This is a genomic window from Microbacterium sp. LMC-P-041 (assembly GCF_030209555.1).
Classification (GTDB): Bacteria; Actinomycetota; Actinomycetes; order Actinomycetales; family Microbacteriaceae; genus Microbacterium.
On sequence record NZ_JARVRV010000010.1, the window covers coordinates 137,194 to 153,818 of the forward strand.

Genomic DNA, 16,625 nt, shown 5'->3' on the forward strand with positions numbered 1-16,625 from the left:
TTAGACTTGATCGGCTCGAAACCGTGTTTTCGGGCATCTCCTCGTTCACACCACACCTTGCTGGCGCCCCGGCGTGCGCTCCAAGGCAGAACGCGGACGATACGTCCGTGAGTCGTGAAAGACGCGACCACGTCATCGGAAGGAACACTTCGTGACCACGAAGTCCCAGGACCGCCGCAAGGTACGTCTGAGCCGTGCCCTCGGCATCCCGCTCACCCCGAAGGCCGCCCGCTACCTCGAGAAGCGTCCCTACGCTCCGGGTGAGCACGGCCGCACCAAGCGCAAGGCAGACAGCGACTACGCCGTCCGTCTGCGTGAGAAGCAGCGTCTGCGCGAGCAGTACGGCATCCGCGAGAAGCAGATGCGCAACACGTTCAACGAGGCTCGCCGTCAGGACGGCCTGACCGGTGAGAACCTGGTCGAGCTGCTCGAGATGCGTCTCGACGCTCTCGTCGTGCGTTCGGGCTTCGCCCGCACCACCGCGCAGGCTCGTCAGCTCGTCGTGCACCGTCACATCCTCGTCGACGGCCAGCTCGTCGACCGCCCGTCCTTCCGCGTGAAGCCGGGTCAGCTCATCCACGTCAAGGCCAAGAGCGAGGGCACCGAGCCCTTCCAGGTCGCAGCGGCCGGCGGTCACGCCGAGGTCCTGCCTCCCGTTCCCGGCTACCTCGAGGTCGAGCTCGACAAGCTCCAGGCTCGCCTGGTTCGTCGCCCGAAGCGCGCCGAGGTCCCCGTGACCTGTGAAGTGCAGCTCGTCGTCGAGTACTACGCAGCTCGCTGAGTTCCAGCTTTTCCGCAGAAGGCGTCGGGGTCACCCGACGCCTTCTGTCGTTTGCACATACGATGGTGACACCGCGCCTTCGCGGGTCAGAGGCAAGGATGACGACATGAAGAACGTGCTGTGGTTCCTGATCGGTGTGATCGGCGGATTCGTCGCTGCGCATTTCATGAACAAGGACCCGCGCGGTCACGACATCCTCGCCGAGGTCGACGCTCGCTTCAACGAGTTCACCGGCATCATCGGCGACTCGTACCGCGAGCAGCAGGCGCGACTCGTAGACCCCGCGGACGACTGATCGCGCGCGGTCTCCCGGCCGCTGCCGCATCATCGTCCCGCCCTTCCACACCCTGTACGCAAGGACACCTGGCACCCCTATGAAAACTGCGGAGATCGCGCAGCGCTATCTCGACTTCTTCGAGAAGAACGACCACGTCATCGTCCCCTCGGCCTCTCTGGTCAGCGACGATCCGTCGCTGCTGTTCACGGTCGCCGGAATGGTGCCGATGATCCCGTACCTCACCGGAGTCGTGCCCGCGCCGCACCCGCGCATCGCGGACCTGCAGAAGTGCATCCGCACCAACGACATCGAAGAAGTCGGGAAGACCGCGCGTCACGGCACCTTCTTCCAGATGATGGGCAACTGGTCCTTCGGCGACTACTTCAAAGAGGGCGCGATCCGCTACGCGTGGGAGCTGCTGACGAGCTCCGAGGCAGACGGCGGCCTCGGTTTCGACGAGAAGGACCTCTGGGTCACCGTCTACGAGACCGACGACGAGGCTGAGGCCATCTGGCGCGACATCATCGGCCTGAAGCCGGAGCGCATCCAGCGTCTGGGGCGTGCGGACAACTACTGGAACACCGGCCAGCCCGGTCCTGGTGGCCCCGACAGCGAGATCTTCTTCGACCGAGGTCCCGCGTACGGCAAGGACGGCGGCCCTGCGGCCGACGACTCGCGGTTCCTCGAGATCTGGAACCTCGTGTTCATGCAGGACTTCATCGACAACATCCGCGGCAAGACCGAGTTCGACATCGTGGGCGAGCTGCCCCAGAAGAACATCGACACCGGCATGGGACTCGAGCGCGTCGCGTTCCTCAAGCAGGGCGTCGAGAACATGTACGAGACGGATCAGGTGCGACCGGTCCTCGATCGCGCGGTCGAGCTCTCCGGCCGCCGTTACGGTGCAGTTCACGAAGACGACGTGCGCTTCCGCGTCGTGGCCGACCACGTGCGCTCGTCCCTCATGCTGCTGTCCGACGGCGTCCGCCCGTCCAATGAGGGCCGCGGATACATCCTCCGCCGCCTCATGCGGCGCACGGTGCGCTCGATGCGTCTGCTCGGCGTCGACGAGCCGGTCTTCCCCGAGCTCTTCGCCACGTCCCGTGATGCCATGAAGTCGGCATACCCGGTGCTCGAGAAGGAATGGTCGACTCTCTCGGCCTCCGCCTTCGCCGAGGAGGAGACCTTCCGGCGCACTCTGGCGCAGGGGTCGACGATCCTCGATCTCGCTCTGGACGAGACGAAGAAGGGCGGCGGGGCGGCGCTGAGCGGCTCCGAGGCGTTCCTGCTGCACGACACGTACGGCTTCCCGATCGATCTCACGCTCGAGGTCGCTGAGGAAGCAGGTCTCGCGGTCGACCGTGAGGCGTTCGACACCCTGATGCAGGAGCAGCGCTCGCGCGCCAAGGCGGACGCTCGCAACCGCAAGCGTCAGCTCGCGGACGTCTCGGTGTACCGCGATCTCCGTGCGCTGGGCGAGACGGGCTTCGACGGCTACTCCGAGCTGGAGGTCGACTCGCGCATCCTCGGCATCCTGGTCGACGGACAGCCGGCCCGCACCGCCTCAGAGGGACAGATCGCCGAGGTCGTGCTCGCCGAGACGACTCTCTACGCCGAGTCCGGCGGTCAGGTCGCCGACAAGGGCGTCATCGTCGGGCCGGGCTACGAGCTCGAGGTGCTCGATGTGCAGCGTCCGGTGCCCGGTCTGATCAGCCACACGGTCGAGGTCACTCGCGGGGCTGTAGCCGTGGACGACCCCGCGACCACGGTTGTCGACGCCGCCAACCGACGCGCCGCCAGGCAGGCGCACTCGGCGACGCACCTCGTGCATGCGGCGCTGCGCGACACGCTCGGACCGACCGCCACGCAGGCCGGTTCGCTCAACCGTGCCGGGTACATGCGTTTCGACTTCTCGTGGTCTCAGGCTCTCTCGGCCGACACGCGCACCGAGATCGAGGAGATCACCAACCGCGCGGTCAACGACGCCCTCGAGGTCACGACTCGCATCGTGACGCTCGACGAGGCGAAGGAGGCCGGTGCTATGGCGCTCTTCGGCGAGAAGTACGGCGACGTCGTGCGGATGGTCGACATCGGCGGTCCGTGGTCGCGCGAACTCTGCGCGGGCACGCACGTCACCACGAGTGCCGAGATCGGCCTCGTCAGCGTCGTCGGCGAGTCGTCGGTCGGCGCGTCGAACCGCCGCATCGAGGCCCTGGTCGGCCAGGACGCGTTCCGGGAGCTCGCTGCAGAACGCGCGCTCGTGTCGCAGCTGACCACCTCGCTCAAGACCCCTCGCGACCAGCTCGCCGAGCGCATCGCGGATCTCTCCGCCAACCTCAAGGCGGCCGAGAAGCGCATCGCCCAGTTCGAGTCCAAGGAGCGCGCGGGCCGTGTCCCGGCCATCGCCGATGCCGCGAACCGCGTCGGCGCGTTCCGTGTGGCCGCGCAGTCGCTCGGTGAGGTGGCGTCGGCCGACGATGTGCGCGAGCTCGTCCTCGGCGTCCGCGACCGTCTCGGTTCCGACCCCGCCGTCGTCGCTCTCGGCGCTGTCGTGAACGGACGCCCGGTGGTGGTCGTCGCGACGAACGATGCCGCGCGCACCGCCGGAGCGAGGGCCGGTGCCCTCGCGAAGCGCGCCGCCTCCGTACTCGGCGGCGGCGGCGGAGGTCGTGACGACGTCGCTCAGGGTGGTGGCACGGATGTCGCCGCTCTGCAGGCAGCCCTCGAGGCCGTGTCGCAGGAGCTGCAGTCAGCGTGAGCGGCTTCCGCCGCGGCGTGCGGCTCGGTGTCGATGTCGGGCGTGCCCGGGTCGGCGTCGCCCGCTGCGATCCGGACGGCATGCTCGCGGTGCCGGTCGAGACCGTGCAGCGCAACGACACGTCGATCGACAGGATCGCCGCGATCGCCGAAGACTTCGACGTGCTCGAGTTCGTGGTCGGGCTGCCGGTCAATCTGCAGGGCGCCGACACCGCGTCGACGACCGACGCTCGCGAGTTCGCTGCGGCTCTGCAGGCGCAGACGGGCACTCCCGTCCGGCTCGTCGACGAGCGCCTCAGCACCGTCACCGCACACGCCGCTCTGCGTTCTTCGGGCAGAACACAGAAGAAGTCTCGTAGCATTGTGGATCAGATCGCCGCGGTGATCCTGCTGCAGCAGGCGATCGACACGGAGAAGAGCACCGGAAACCCGCCCGGTGCCACGATTCCGCTCGACGAGGAGTCCCCCCGATAATGCCCGAACGCGAGAGCGCTTCGCATCAGCACGATCCGGATGCCCGTCTGGGCGATCTGTTCGAGAACCTTCCCGACCCGTCGCCGCAGATCCCGACGGTCGACAACACCCCGCCCGCTCCAGGGTCGCGCCGGGCGGCGCGTGAAGCCGCGGCTGCGCAGCCCGGGGCTCCGGCCGGGCCAGCCGCCGCCCCCGCGGACCGCTCGTCGTCGGACGATGCGTCGACCAGCGCGATGCCCGCACTGTCCGCGGACGAGCCCGTTGCCGCCCGACTTTCCGAAAGCGAGTCCTCCGTCGGCGAGGCGGCCGCGGACCGAGCCGAATCCGGCTCGGGGTCGGAAGCGCCCGCCGGCGGCGCGTCGGGGAGCGCGGCAGCAGGCGGACGCCTCGAAGACCTCTTCCACGCGCATCCGGAGCACGATGCCGGCCACCCAGCGCCCGCGAAGAAGAAGCGCCGCACGGGCTGCCTGGTGGCGCTCGTCATCGTCCTCGCCGTGATCGGCGGCATCGTCGGCGCGGGATTCTGGGCGTGGGGCACCTACGGCGACAAGATCAGCGAGGCGCTCGGATGGGGCGACCCCAAGGACTGGGAGCCCGGGCTCGCATCCGGCGAGGTGCTCGTCACCATCCATGAGGGCGACACGGGCTCTCCCGTGTCCACCGCGCTCTACGAAGCGGGCGTCACGCGCACGGAGGACGTCTTCTACGACTACCTGGTCACCGAGAACGTCGCGGTCACCTTCTATCCGGGCATCTACAGCCTGAAGGAGAAGATGACAGCCGAGGCGGCGCTCGAGGCACTGCAGGACCCCGCCAACAAGCGCGAGAACTCTGCGAGCGTGGGCGAGGGCGCGACCATCGAATCCTCCCTGCCCGACATGGCCGAATCGCTCGGCATGCCCATCGAGGAGCTCCAGGCGGCGGTCGACGCCGACCCTGCGACCTATGGCGTGACCGCCCAGAGCCTCGAGGGGTGGCTGTTCCCGGCCGTCTACACGTTCGATCCGGGAGTCACCGCCACCCAGGTCATCCAGCGGATGGTCGACCGCACGAAGGAATCGCTGACAGAGGCCGGGGTGCCGGCGGAGGACGCTCAACGCGTGCTCACGATCGCCTCGATCATCCAACGTGAGGGCCTCACCGCAGACTTCCCGAAGGTGTCTCGTGTGATCGAGAACCGCCTCGACATCGACATGAAGCTGCAGATGGACTCGACGGCGCAGTACGGCTACGGTTCGCTGCACGAGGGCGTCGTGTCGAGTTCGGCCGAGGCGCTCGAGGACGACAATCCCTGGAACACCTACGTGCACACCGGCCTGCCGGTCACGCCGATCGCGAGCCCGAGCTTCGCTGCGATCGACGCGGCGATGCACCCCGCAGACGGCCCCTGGCTCTACTTCGTGACGACGAACCTCGCCACCGGAGAGACCCAGTTCTCGGTCACCTACGAGGAGCACCTGCAGGGAGTCGAGAAGTGGGAGCAGTGGTGTCAGGAGAACCCCGACGGGGGTTGCTCGGCCGGATGAGCTCCCCGCGGCTCGCAGTCTGGGGCGACCCGATCGCGCACTCCAAGTCTCCGCAGCTGCACGCGGCCGCCTACCGTGCGCTGGGCCTCGATTGGGAGTACACGCGTCGCCAGGTCGACGACGTGGCGTTCGACACGGCTCTGGCCACTCTGGACGATTCGTGGCGGGGGCTCTCGCTCACGATGCCGCTGAAGGAGAAGGCGCACAGCGCGTCGGTCACGCACGACCGCTATGCCGACCTCACCGGAGCAGTGAACACGCTGCTGCTCACCGACGGCATCCGCGGCTTCAACACCGATGTCGGCGGGATCCTCGACGCCCTGGGCGAGCAGGACCTTCGGGGAATCGGTGATGTCCGCATCCTCGGCGCCGGCGCCACGGCATCCTCGGCTCTGGTCGCGTGCGTCGAGGCCGGGGCCCGCACTGTCGATGTGAGGGCGCGCCGTCCCGAACGGGCAGCCGGACTGGTGGCTCTCGGACGAAGACTCGGCGTCTCGATCACGACCTCGACGTTCGATGCCGACGCCGACGATGTCGGGCTCACCGTCGCGACGCTCCCCGGAGGCTCCGTGCTTGACGAGGCGACGTCAGCGCGCCTCAGCGAGAACGGGGGCGCGCTGTTCGACGTCGCGTACTCACCCTGGCCGTCGGCGCTCGCATCGGTGTGGCGCGGGGGGCGGGCCGTCTCCGGGGAGGCGATGCTGCTGCGTCAGGCCGTGCGCCAGATCCGCATCTTCCTGCACGGAGACCAGAGCGTTCCGCTCCCCTCGGAGGAGGTCGTGGTCGCCGCGATGGAAGCCGCCCTGTAGTCACCGGCCGTCACGCGGCACGATCCGAGGCGAAACGCGTGGGAGACTAGACCAATGCTCCGCGTGCTCACGGCCGGCGAATCGCACGGCCCAGAACTCATTGCCGTCATGGAGGGTCTGCCTTCGGGCGTCCCGGTGTCCTCCGAGGCGATCCAGGCCGATCTCGCACGACGCAAACTCGGCTACGGTCGAGGTTCCCGCATGAAGTTCGAGCAGGACGAGCTGACGATCTCGGGCGGCGTCCGCCACGGCAAGACGCTCGGAAGCCCGATCGCTCTTCGCATCGGCAACACGGAGTGGCCGAAGTGGATCGAGGTCATGAACCCGGAGCCGGTCGAGCTGACAGACAGGTCGCGTGGCCGGAGCGCACCGCTGACCCGCCCGCGGCCGGGACACGCCGATCTCGTCGGCATGCAGAAGTACGACTTCGACGAGGCTCGACCCATCCTCGAACGCGCCAGCGCCCGAGAGACGGCGGCCAGGGTGGCGCTCGGCGCCATCGCGCGCTCGTTCCTCGGCGAGCTGGGCATCCGTCTCGTCAGCCACACCCTCTCGATCGGACCGGTGCGCGTACCCGACGGCGCCGCGCTGCCGACCCCGGACGACGTGCACCGGCTGGACGCCGATCCGCTGCGCTGCTTCGACGCGTCGACCTCCGCCCTGATGGTGGCCGAGGTCGATGACGCGAAGAAGGACGGCGACACGCTCGGCGGGATCGTCGAGGTGCTCGCCTACGGTCTTCCGCCCGGACTCGGCTCGCACGTCCACTGGGATCGCCGTCTGGACGCGCGGCTGGCGCAGGCTCTCATGAGCATCCAGGCCATCAAGGGCGTGGAGGTCGGCGACGGCTTCGAGACCACACGACGACGCGGATCCGCGGCTCACGACGAGCTGTTCGCGACGGCAGACGGCATCTCGCGCGGCTCCGACCGCGCCGGAGGCACCGAGGGCGGGATGTCGACGGGCACGGTGTTGCGCGTCCGTGCAGGCATGAAGCCGATCGCCACCGTGCCGCACGCGCTGCGCACGATCGACATCGCGTCCGGCGAGGATGCCACGGCACACCATCAGCGTTCCGACGTGTGCGCCGTGCCTGCGGCAGGCGTCGTGGCCGAGGCCATGGTCGCCGTCGAGCTCGCCAACGCCGTGCTCGAGAAGTTCGGCGGCGACAGCATCGGCGAGACGCGCCGCAACCTCGACGCCTACCTCGCTGCGATCCCGGCCGAGCTGCGGACGACGCCTGCGTCCGAGGCGGCGCTCATCGCGCATGACGAGCGCGGCTGACCAGCTGTCGCTGGTGCTCGTCGGCCCGATGGCGGCGGGCAAGACCAGCGTCGGTCGTCGTGTCGCGCGCAAACTCGGCGTCCCGTTCGTCGACACGGACAAGCGGGTGGTCGCGGTGCACGGCCCCATCCCCCTGATCTTCGAGGAGCACGGAGAGTCGCATTTCCGCGCGCTCGAACGGGCCGAGGTCGCAGAGGCGCTGCGTGCGGGCGGCGTGATCTCGCTGGGCGGGGGAGCGGTGACCGACCCTGCGACCAGGAGGCTGCTGCTCGACCATCCGGTCGTCTTCCTGACGGTCACCCCCGCAGCGGTGGCTGACCGCATACAGAGCGGCGGCCGCCCGCTGCTCGCGGGCGACGACCCTGTCGGGCGATGGACGCAGATCTTCGAAGAACGTCGAGACTGGTATGACGAGGTGGCATCCGTGACGTTCGACACGTCGCGGCGCCCCATGCAGCGCATCGCCGACGACATCGCGGCGTGGAGGAGAGAACTGGGATGACTACGACAACCATCAGCGTGACGGGCGAGAACCCCTACGACATCGCCATCGGGCGGGGGATCCTCGATCAGGTGTCCGCGGCACTCGAGCCCGGAGTCCGCAAGGTGCTGGTCGTCCACCCGCCGACCCTGGCCGCGCGTGCGGCAGAGCTTCGTGACAGGCTGCTCGCCGATGTCGAGAACGGTCCGCGGGAGGTCCTGCTCGCCGAGGTGCCCGATGCCGAGCAGGGCAAGCGCATCGAGGTCGCCGCCTTCTGCTGGCAGGTCATGGGGCAGGCTGACTTCACGCGCTCGGACGCGGTCGTCGGATACGGCGGAGGCGCCGTGACCGACCTCGCCGGATTCGTCGCGGCGACCTGGCTTCGCGGCGTGCAGCTCGTGCAGGTGCCCACCACCGTGCTCGGCCTCGTCGATGCCTCCGTGGGCGGCAAGACGGGGATCAACACCGCTGAGGGCAAGAACCTCGTTGGAGCGTTCTGGGCTCCCCGTGCGGTGATCGGCGATCTCGACGAGCTGGCGAGCCTCAGCCCGAACGAGGCGACCGCCGGATTCGCCGAGGTGGTGAAGGCGGGGTTCATCTGGGCACCGGAGATCCTCGACATCATCGAAGCCGATCCGGTGCGCGCCGTCGACTCGACCACACCGGAGTTCCGGCGTGCGGTCGAGCTCGCGATCGACATGAAGGCCCAGGTCGTCTCGGACGACTTCCGCGAGGCGGGGCAGCGCGAGATCCTCAACTACGGCCATACGCTCGGCCACGCCATCGAGCATGCCGAGCGCTACCGCTGGCGGCACGGCGCGGCGATCTCGATCGGCATGCTGTACGCCGCCGAGCTGTCGCGACTCGCGGGGCGACTGTCGGACTCCGCAGCGGAGCGCCACCGCACGATCCTCGAGTCGCTGGGCCTTCCGACCGGCTACCGTGCCGGTGCGTGGCCGCAGCTGCTGGCAACGATGCAGCGCGACAAGAAGAGCCGCGGCGGCATGCTGCGCTTCATCCTCCTCGACGACATCGCGAAGCCCACCGTGCTGCAGGCACCCGATGAGTCGCTGCTCTTCGCCGCCTACCAGGAGATCGGCGAATGACCCGCCGCATCCTGCTCGTGAACGGGCCGAACCTCAACCTGCTCGGCAGTCGCGAGCCCGAGGTCTACGGCACGGCGACGCTCGCCGATGTGGAGCGACTCACCGCTGAGGCGGCCGCAGCCGAGGGCCTCGAGATCCGCGCTGTGCAGAGCAATCACGAGGGTGTGCTGATCGACGCGATCCATGCCGCGCGCGCGGACTGCGCGGCGATCATCATCAATCCGGGCGGGCTCACGCACACGAGCGTGTCGCTGCGCGATGCGCTCACGGGAGTCGCGCTGCCGTTCGCCGAGGTGCACATCTCCGACGTGTACGCACGTGAGGAGTTCCGGCACCACTCGTACCTGCACGATGTCGCTGCGGTGCGGGTCATCGGCGAGGGTGTCGACGGCTACGCGAGCGCTGTGCGGCAGCTCGCAGCGCTGATCCCGTAGAATCGACTCTCGGCCCACCCCAGTCCAGACCGGACGCGAGCGGCCCCCAGACTCGAGAAACGGAAAGTCCAGCGCATGGCATCTACCGCAGACATCAAGAACGGCGTCGTCCTGAGCATCGAGCGGCAGCTCTGGAGCGTCGTCGAGTTCCAGCACGTCAAGCCCGGCAAGGGTGGCGCCTTCGTGCGCACCAAGCTGAAGAACGTCATGACCGGAAAGGTCGTCGACAAGACGTTCAACGCCGGCGCCAAGGTCGAGATCGAGAACGTCGACCGTCGCGACTTCACCTACCTCTACACCGATGGTGACGGGTACGTGTTCATGGACCAGACGGACTACGACCAGATCACGGTCCCCGCTGCGACCGTCGGCGACGCGAAGAACTTCCTGCTCGAGAACCAGCAGGTCACGATCGCGCTCAACAACGGCAACCCGCTGTACATCGATCTCCCCGCGTCCGTGATCCTCGAGATCACCTACAGCGAGCCCGGTGTGCAGGGCGACCGCTCGTCGGCGGGAACGAAGCCGGCCACGCTCGAGACGGGCTACGAGATCCAGGTGCCGCTCTTCGTCGAGACCGGCACCAAGGTCAAGGTCGACACGCGCACCGGCGACTACCTCGGTCGCGAGAAGTAAGGCGTGAGCGCCCGTACGAAAGCGCGCAAGCGCGCACTCGACATCCTGTTCTCCGCCGACGTCCGTGGAGACGAGATCGCGGTGACCCTGGCCGCAGAGGCCAAGCGCGCCGCGAGCGAACCCGCTCGCGAGGCCTCCTGGCTCTACGCCCGTGAGGTGGTGGACGGCATCATCGACCACCACGACGAGATCGACGAGCAGATCACGACCCACAGCCGCGATTGGAGGATCGAGCGCATGCCCGCGGTCGATCGCGCGCTGCTGCGCATCGGCGTCTGGGAGATCCTGTTCAATGACGCGGTGCCGACCGCTGTCGCCATCGATGAGGCGGTCGAGCTCGCCAAGGAGTTCTCCACCGACGATTCGGGCGCGTTCGTGCACGGCGTGCTCGCACGCGTCTCTCGCGCGGCCTGAGCGACGACTCGGGACGCGGTCTCCGAGATGTCGGAGGCCGCGGGAAGGATGGGGCCATGCCCGCGCCGCACGTCGATCTTCGCGACCTCATGCAGATCACCGATGTCGGGGGCTACCAGCGCGGTCTCGCGTACTTCCGCGAGGGCAATGTGCTCGACGTGGTGTGGCACGAGGATCTGCTCGAACTCGAGGGCCATGTGCGCGGCAGCTCGGACGCCCAGTATGTGACCGAGATCGTCTTCCTCTCGTCCAACGGGACGAGACGGGTTCGGACGACCCGCTGCACCTGCCCGGTGCGGAGCGGCTGCAAGCACGTGGTCGCCACGCTGCTCGCGTCCAATGTGCACGAGTACTCGCAGCAGGCCGCGGCTCTCCAGCGGCAGCCCGACGCGGAGCAGAAGCCCGCCGCACCGCGCACCGCCGCAGTGGCGTCGTGGCGGACCCTGCTCGACCCTGCGGTGTCGCAGCACCCGCAGCGCCTCGCTCTCGGCATCGAACTGCGTCACCGTGAGTCTCGGAGCGAGAACCACTGGGGGCCGCGCCCCGTCCGGGCGGCGACCGCGCGCGATCTCGCCCGCCCGAGCGGTGAGCTGCTTCTGGCGATCCGCCCGATGATGCGCAGCGCGCAGACCGGTGCATGGATCCAGGGCGGCGCAGGCTGGGATGCGGTCCGTCGCGACGCCTCGCAGTTCGGTCGCGACCAGAACCGCTGGTTCGGGGATCTCCTCAGCATCTCGCGGGACTCGCTGCTCTCCGGCAATGCCGGCGAGTGGCTCGTCCTCGACCAGGTCGAGTCGCCGCTGCTGTGGAGGCACCTCCGATCGGCCACCGACGTCGGAATCCCTCTCGTTCCCAGTCAGAAGAGCGCCTCGGTGCGGATCGCATCCGCGGCCGACGTCTCCGCGAAGATCAGTCGCACCGAGGAGGGTGCTCTGGAGGTCGCCGCCGACGTGCGCATCGACGATCGAGTGATTCCCGCCCGCGAGGTGCATCCGATCGGTCGTACGGGTGTCTACGCGGCGAGCCTCGTGGGTGCGCGGATCGAGGTCGTCCTCGCCGAAGTGTCGTTGAGCGAGCAGACACGTGCTCTGCTCGCGGCCTCCGACCCTATCCTCGTGCCGGCCGACGACGAGCAGGCGTTCATCGCCGACGCCTATCCGCTTCTGGCCCGGCGCAGCACCGTGCGCACGGTCGGGGAGGTCGCGCTTCCCGACGTGCCCGAACCGGAGGCGGTGCTCACGGTCAGCTACGAGCGCGGCGACGTCGTCAGCTACGCATTCGAGTGGTCGTACGGTCCGTTCGGCCGAGTGCCGTTCGCGTGGAATGACGCAGCGGTGCGAGATGCCGAGAGCGAGACGACCAGACGCGCGGCGATCGAGGCGGCATGGCAGGAGTTCCGCACGACGAGCTTCCGCCCGAGCGGTTCGTTCCACGACATCGATGCGGCGGCGTTCATCGCTGAAGGCGTTCCCGCGCTCGAGGCTGTGGGCGTCCGCGTCGAGTCCCACGGAGAACGCAAGGCGTATCGCGAGCTGACGGGGGATCCTGAGGTCAAAGTCACGACCGTCGAATCGACCGACTCGGACTGGTTCGATCTCGGCATCCTCGTGACGATCGACGGTCGACTCATCCCGTTCGGACCGCTGTTCACGGCGCTGAGCAGGGGGCGCAAGAAGCTGCTCCTCTCCGACGGCGGCTACTTCTCGCTCAACCACCCGTCGCTGGATCGTCTGCGTGATCTCATCGAGGAGGCGGGCGAGCTCGACGAGTGGGAGACCGGTCCGCGCATCAGCCGCTACCAGACCGATCTGTGGGAGGAGTTCGAAGACCTCGCCGACGAGGCCCAGCCGGCTGTCAGCTGGCGCGCCACGGCCGACGGGCTCCGTCAGGCCACGGGGGTTCCGCCGACGCCCGTTCCTGCGGGAGTGCAGGCCGATCTCCGCCCTTATCAGAAGGCCGGCTTCGACTGGCTTGTCTTTCTGTGGCGTCACCGACTGGGCGGGATCCTCGCCGACGACATGGGTCTGGGCAAGACCCTGCAGCTCCTCACGTTCGTCCAGCACACGCGGGATGCCGGCGAGACGAGACCGTTCCTGGTGCTGGCCCCCACGTCTGTCCTGAGCACGTGGCGGTCGGAGGCGGCCCGATTCACTCCCGGGCTTCGTGTCTCCATCGTCGACAGCACGAGCGGGAAACGGGCCGATGTCCTGAGGGCGGCGGCCCGGTCGAGCGATCTCGTCGTCAGCTCGTACACGGTCGCCCGACTCGACGAAGAGGAGTTCCGCGAGATCGAGTGGGCCGGACTGATCCTCGATGAGGCCCAGTTCGTCAAGAACCCCAAGACGCGGCTCCACCGCGCCATCTCGACATTTCATGCCGACGTCACGTACGCGGTCACGGGAACCCCGATGGAGAACAGCCTCTCCGAGCTGTGGTCGCTGCTCAAGCTCGCCGCCCCCGGCCTGTTCCCCTCGGCTCGGAAGTTCAAGGACCGCTACATCCAGCCGATCGAGAAGGGCAAGGTGCCCGAGAACGAGGAGGGCGGCGAGTACCGCGCGCGGCGCCTCGCTCAGCTGCGTCGTCGAGTGAGACCCCTGATGCTGCGACGTACCAAAGAGCTCGTCGCTCCCGACCTGCCGGCGAAGCAGGAGCAACTGCTCGAGGTCGAGCTGAGTCCGGCGCACAGGGCCCTCTACGACGTCGTGCTGCAGCGCGAACGGCAGAAGGTCCTGGGGCTGATCGACGACCTCGATCGCAAACGCTTCATCGTGTTCCGCTCGCTCACCCTGCTGCGCATGCTGAGTCTCGCTCCCGCGCTGGTCGACGAGGCCGACGCCGAAATCGGGTCGAGCAAGCTCGACACACTGCTCGAGCGCGTCGCCGAACTGCAGGCCGAAGGGCACCGTGCTCTGGTCTTCAGCCAGTTCACGTCGTTCCTCGACCTCGCGGCTGCCCGGCTCGAGGCCGCCGGCATCCCGTACGCGCATCTCGACGGCTCGACGCGCCGCAGAGAGCAGGTGATCGACGGCTTCAAGTCGGGGGAGCAGCCGGTCTTCCTCATCAGCTTGAAGGCGGGTGGGTTCGGACTCACGCTGACGGAAGCCGACTACGTGTTCCTCCTCGATCCGTGGTGGAATCCCGCGGCCGAGGAGCAGGCGATCGACCGGACGCACCGTATCGGTCAGACCAATCAGGTGTTCGTCTACCGGATGATCTCGACCGGCACGATCGAGGAGAAGGTGCTCGAGCTGCAGCGCCGCAAGGCCAGGCTCTTCACCGCGGTGATGGACGACGACGAGCTGTTCGCGCAGTCCCTCACCGCAGACGACATCAAGGGTCTGTTCGACGGCGCGTGATTTCTCCCGGCCGGGTCACCGCGTCCGCCCAGGACCCCGTCGGTAGAATCGAACGGTTCACTTCAGGAGGAATGCATGCGGATCACGGGACTCGGCCACGCCGGGATGTTCATCGAGACGGTCGGCGGGAACATCATCTGCGACCCGGTTCTCGGGCCCTCGTTCTTCGGCTCGTGGTTCCCGTTCCCCGACAACCGCGGGCTCGACTGGGAGCGTTTCGGACGCGAAGCGGACTTCCTGTACATCTCGCACCGGCACCGCGACCACTTCGATCCCCGGCTCCTCGAGCGCTACATCCGCAAGGACATCGAGGTGCTGCTGCCCGAGTACCCGATCGATGACCTCGAGCAGGACATCAGGGCGCTGGGCTACACGAACATCACCTACGCCCCGGCCGGCGAGATCATCGAGCGCGGCGATCTGAAGATCATGATCACTCCGCTGCGCGCTCCGAGCGACGGACCCATCGGAGACTCGTCGCTGAGCGTCGACGACGGCACCGGCTCGGTGCTCAACCAGAACGACTCGCACCCTCTCGATCTCGACACGCTGATGCACTTCGGCAAGCCCGACGCGTACTTCACTCAGGTCTCGGGTGCGATCTGGTGGCCCATGGTCTATGACCTGCCGCTGGATGCGAAGCAGAACTTCGCGAAGCTCAAGCGCGACGCGCAGAACAAGCGGGCGATGTACTACATCGACAAGGTGGACGCCCCTCATGTCTTCCCGATGGCCGGTCCGCCGATGTTCCTGCGCGACGACCTCTTCGATTTCAACGGAGTCGGCCGCAACGGCGAATCGATCTTCACCGACCAGAAGCAGTTCCTGGCCCACATGAAGGAGCTCTCGCCCCAGTACGACGGACATCTGTTCGTGCCGGGCACGGTGGTCACCGTCGAGGGCGGCTCCGTGTCCACCGAGCAGTCGCTCTACACCGAGGCCGAGCTCGCCCACATCTTCGACGAGAAGTGGGACTACCTCGAGGAGCAGCGCGCCTCCCGACAGCGGGAGATCCGTGACGAGGAGGCGTCGCGCGCCGAGGTCATGCCCGCCGCCGAGATGCTCGAGGAGCTGAAGACCTGGTGGGAGCCGCTGCTGAAGAAGTCGCGCACCATCCGACTCGGAGTCGGGGGATGCGTGCGCTTCAGGATCGGCGACCTCGACATGGTCGTGGACTTCCCCCGCGCGAAGGTTCGCGAGTACGCGGGCGAGGAGTGCATCTACTGGTACACGATCCCCGCCGACCTCGTCTCGACGAACATCCGCGACCACGAGATCGACTGGTCGAACTCGATCTTCCTCTCGATGCAGTTCGAGGTGGGGCGCAGCGGAAAGTTCAACGAGTTCCTCACGACATTCCTCAAGTGCCTCTCGGTCGATCGCATCGAGTACGTCGAGAACTGGTATCAGGAGCAGACGGACCAGACCGAGGATGCCGAGATCGGCGACTGGGTCGTGCAGCGTCGCTGCCCCCACCTGCGCGCCGACCTGACCAAGACCGGAAAGGTCGACGACGACGGCATCCTGACCTGCAGCATGCACGACTGGAAGTGGGACCTCAACACAGGCCGCTGCCTGTCGACGAGCGGCCACCCGATCCGCTCCACGAAGATCGACGAGGTCACCGACGCAGTGCTTCGCGAGGCCAGCTGACGTGGTTCGTTCCTCGCACCCGCACGGATCGGGGCGCGACGCTCGAACGCCGATGCCGATGTTCACGGGGCCTCTCCGCGGGGCTCGATGGATCACCCGCTCCACGCCGGAACGGCTGATCCGGGTGGCCGTGGAATTCCTCGAGGACGCCGGTTTCGAGCAACGGCATGATGGCTTCGACGAGAAGCTGAGAGGCCGCGGATCCGAGTGGACGGCCGTCGCGCTGGAGATCGGGGACGAGGAGAAGTCGAAGAGGCGCGCACTGCTCGGGCTCGTGATCGACGAACTCCCGTTCCCCGTCCCCCGGGCGTTCCAGCGTGTGCTGTCGCCGACGCTGGTCGTCGTCGCCTCCCGTCCCGTCGGACCCCTCGTGTCGGAGCTGATCGTCTTTCCCCACACCTCGCGTCGCGGTGCGCCGCCCTACTCGAGAGCCGCGGCTCCTCGCGTGCGCGACGCCCTCGAGCAGATCACCGCGGCAGCGGGCCTGGAAGGCGCGATGCTCTCGCACGAATCGCTCGCCGGAGTCCCGGATGACGGTTCCCCCGTCTCGCAGGCGGTCGTCCGAGAGGTCCTGGGCTGGCACTGACGCACGCTAGACTGGTGCCATCAAGCAACCTTTAACACCGTCCTGTGAGGC

General features: G+C 67.9%; 15 protein-coding genes. All 15 read left to right on the forward strand.

The annotated features are described in order from the left end of the window. Positions 1-151: 151 nt before the first annotated feature. The 15 genes from rpsD to QRN21_RS17685 all read left to right on the forward strand — a co-directional run bounded on the left by rpsD (position 152) and on the right by QRN21_RS17685 (position 16,574). On the forward strand, positions 152-781 hold the full coding sequence (rpsD, locus tag QRN21_RS17615) for a 30S ribosomal protein S4 (RefSeq protein WP_052677824.1): 630 nt from the start codon (positions 152-154) through the stop codon (positions 779-781). A gap of 106 nt (positions 782-887) precedes the next feature. After that, positions 888-1,076: a hypothetical protein gene (locus tag QRN21_RS17620; RefSeq protein ID WP_053096155.1), complete on the forward strand. Its 189-nt coding sequence runs from the start codon at positions 888-890 to the stop codon at positions 1,074-1,076. Positions 1,077-1,155: 79 nt separating this feature from the next. Further along, complete coding sequence (gene alaS / locus QRN21_RS17625; RefSeq protein WP_285365502.1) at positions 1,156-3,816, forward strand: alanine--tRNA ligase; 2,661 nt, start codon at positions 1,156-1,158, stop codon at positions 3,814-3,816. Further along, positions 3,813-4,289, forward strand: coding sequence for a Holliday junction resolvase RuvX (ruvX, locus tag QRN21_RS17630; protein WP_053096151.1), 477 nt, complete (start codon positions 3,813-3,815; stop codon positions 4,287-4,289). Before alaS ends, ruvX begins: the two co-directional genes overlap by 4 nt. Continuing rightward, complete coding sequence (mltG, locus tag QRN21_RS17635) at positions 4,289-5,815, forward strand: endolytic transglycosylase MltG (protein WP_285365504.1); 1,527 nt, start codon at positions 4,289-4,291, stop codon at positions 5,813-5,815. The genes ruvX and mltG overlap by 1 nt, the downstream gene beginning before the upstream one ends. Continuing rightward, complete coding sequence (locus QRN21_RS17640) at positions 5,812-6,624, forward strand: hypothetical protein (RefSeq protein ID WP_072591295.1); 813 nt, start codon at positions 5,812-5,814, stop codon at positions 6,622-6,624. The genes mltG and QRN21_RS17640 overlap by 4 nt, the downstream gene beginning before the upstream one ends. 54 nt (positions 6,625-6,678) lie before the next feature. Further along, positions 6,679-7,908, forward strand: a complete 1,230-nt coding sequence (gene aroC / locus QRN21_RS17645; RefSeq protein ID WP_285365506.1) for a chorismate synthase — start codon at positions 6,679-6,681, stop codon at positions 7,906-7,908. Then, complete coding sequence (locus QRN21_RS17650) at positions 7,892-8,410, forward strand: shikimate kinase (RefSeq protein ID WP_285365509.1); 519 nt, start codon at positions 7,892-7,894, stop codon at positions 8,408-8,410. The genes aroC and QRN21_RS17650 overlap by 17 nt, the downstream gene beginning before the upstream one ends. Then, the gene (gene aroB, locus QRN21_RS17655) at positions 8,407-9,495 is read left to right on the forward strand and encodes a 3-dehydroquinate synthase (protein WP_056278776.1); all 1,089 of its coding nucleotides are present in this window, start codon (positions 8,407-8,409) and stop codon (positions 9,493-9,495) included. Before QRN21_RS17650 ends, aroB begins: the two co-directional genes overlap by 4 nt. Beyond that, on the forward strand, positions 9,492-9,929 hold the full coding sequence (aroQ, locus tag QRN21_RS17660) for a type II 3-dehydroquinate dehydratase (protein WP_285365512.1): 438 nt from the start codon (positions 9,492-9,494) through the stop codon (positions 9,927-9,929). Before aroB ends, aroQ begins: the two co-directional genes overlap by 4 nt. A 75-nt stretch (positions 9,930-10,004) precedes the next feature. Beyond that, positions 10,005-10,565: an elongation factor P gene (efp, locus tag QRN21_RS17665; RefSeq protein WP_053096137.1), complete on the forward strand. Its 561-nt coding sequence runs from the start codon at positions 10,005-10,007 to the stop codon at positions 10,563-10,565. A gap of 3 nt (positions 10,566-10,568) precedes the next feature. Beyond that, a complete protein-coding gene (gene nusB, locus QRN21_RS17670) occupies positions 10,569-10,979 on the forward strand; it encodes a transcription antitermination factor NusB (protein WP_053096135.1) in 411 nt (136 codons plus the stop codon). Positions 10,980-11,035: 56 nt separating this feature from the next. Continuing rightward, positions 11,036-14,335, forward strand: coding sequence for a DEAD/DEAH box helicase (locus tag QRN21_RS17675; RefSeq protein WP_285365514.1), 3,300 nt, complete (start codon positions 11,036-11,038; stop codon positions 14,333-14,335). A gap of 75 nt (positions 14,336-14,410) precedes the next feature. After that, a complete protein-coding gene (locus tag QRN21_RS17680; RefSeq protein ID WP_285365516.1) occupies positions 14,411-15,988 on the forward strand; it encodes a Rieske 2Fe-2S domain-containing protein in 1,578 nt (525 codons plus the stop codon). Between the two features lie 52 nt (positions 15,989-16,040). Then, entirely contained in the window at positions 16,041-16,574 is a 534-nt protein-coding gene (locus tag QRN21_RS17685) for a hypothetical protein (protein WP_150115069.1), read from the forward strand. Positions 16,575-16,625 lie beyond the last annotated feature (51 nt).

What these genes read in the sequence shown, in the direction of transcription:
- QRN21_RS17620 (WP_053096155.1), top strand. Translation starts at nt 888, where the DNA reads ATGAAGAACGTGCTGTGGTTCCTGATCGGTGTGATCGGCGGATTCGTC.
- alaS (WP_285365502.1), top strand. Translation starts at nt 1,156, where the DNA reads ATGAAAACTGCGGAGATCGCGCAGCGCTATCTCGACTTCTTCGAGAAG.
- mltG (WP_285365504.1), top strand. Translation starts at nt 4,289, where the DNA reads ATGCCCGAACGCGAGAGCGCTTCGCATCAGCACGATCCGGATGCCCGT.
- QRN21_RS17640 (WP_072591295.1), top strand. Translation starts at nt 5,812, where the DNA reads ATGAGCTCCCCGCGGCTCGCAGTCTGGGGCGACCCGATCGCGCACTCC.
- aroC (WP_285365506.1), top strand. Translation starts at nt 6,679, where the DNA reads ATGCTCCGCGTGCTCACGGCCGGCGAATCGCACGGCCCAGAACTCATT.
- QRN21_RS17650 (WP_285365509.1), top strand. Translation starts at nt 7,892, where the DNA reads ATGACGAGCGCGGCTGACCAGCTGTCGCTGGTGCTCGTCGGCCCGATG.
- aroB (WP_056278776.1), top strand. Translation starts at nt 8,407, where the DNA reads ATGACTACGACAACCATCAGCGTGACGGGCGAGAACCCCTACGACATC.
- aroQ (WP_285365512.1), top strand. Translation starts at nt 9,492, where the DNA reads ATGACCCGCCGCATCCTGCTCGTGAACGGGCCGAACCTCAACCTGCTC.
- efp (WP_053096137.1), top strand. Translation starts at nt 10,005, where the DNA reads ATGGCATCTACCGCAGACATCAAGAACGGCGTCGTCCTGAGCATCGAG.
- QRN21_RS17675 (WP_285365514.1), top strand. Translation starts at nt 11,036, where the DNA reads ATGCCCGCGCCGCACGTCGATCTTCGCGACCTCATGCAGATCACCGAT.
- QRN21_RS17680 (WP_285365516.1), top strand. Translation starts at nt 14,411, where the DNA reads ATGCGGATCACGGGACTCGGCCACGCCGGGATGTTCATCGAGACGGTC.
- QRN21_RS17685 (WP_150115069.1), top strand. Translation starts at nt 16,041, where the DNA reads ATGCCGATGTTCACGGGGCCTCTCCGCGGGGCTCGATGGATCACCCGC.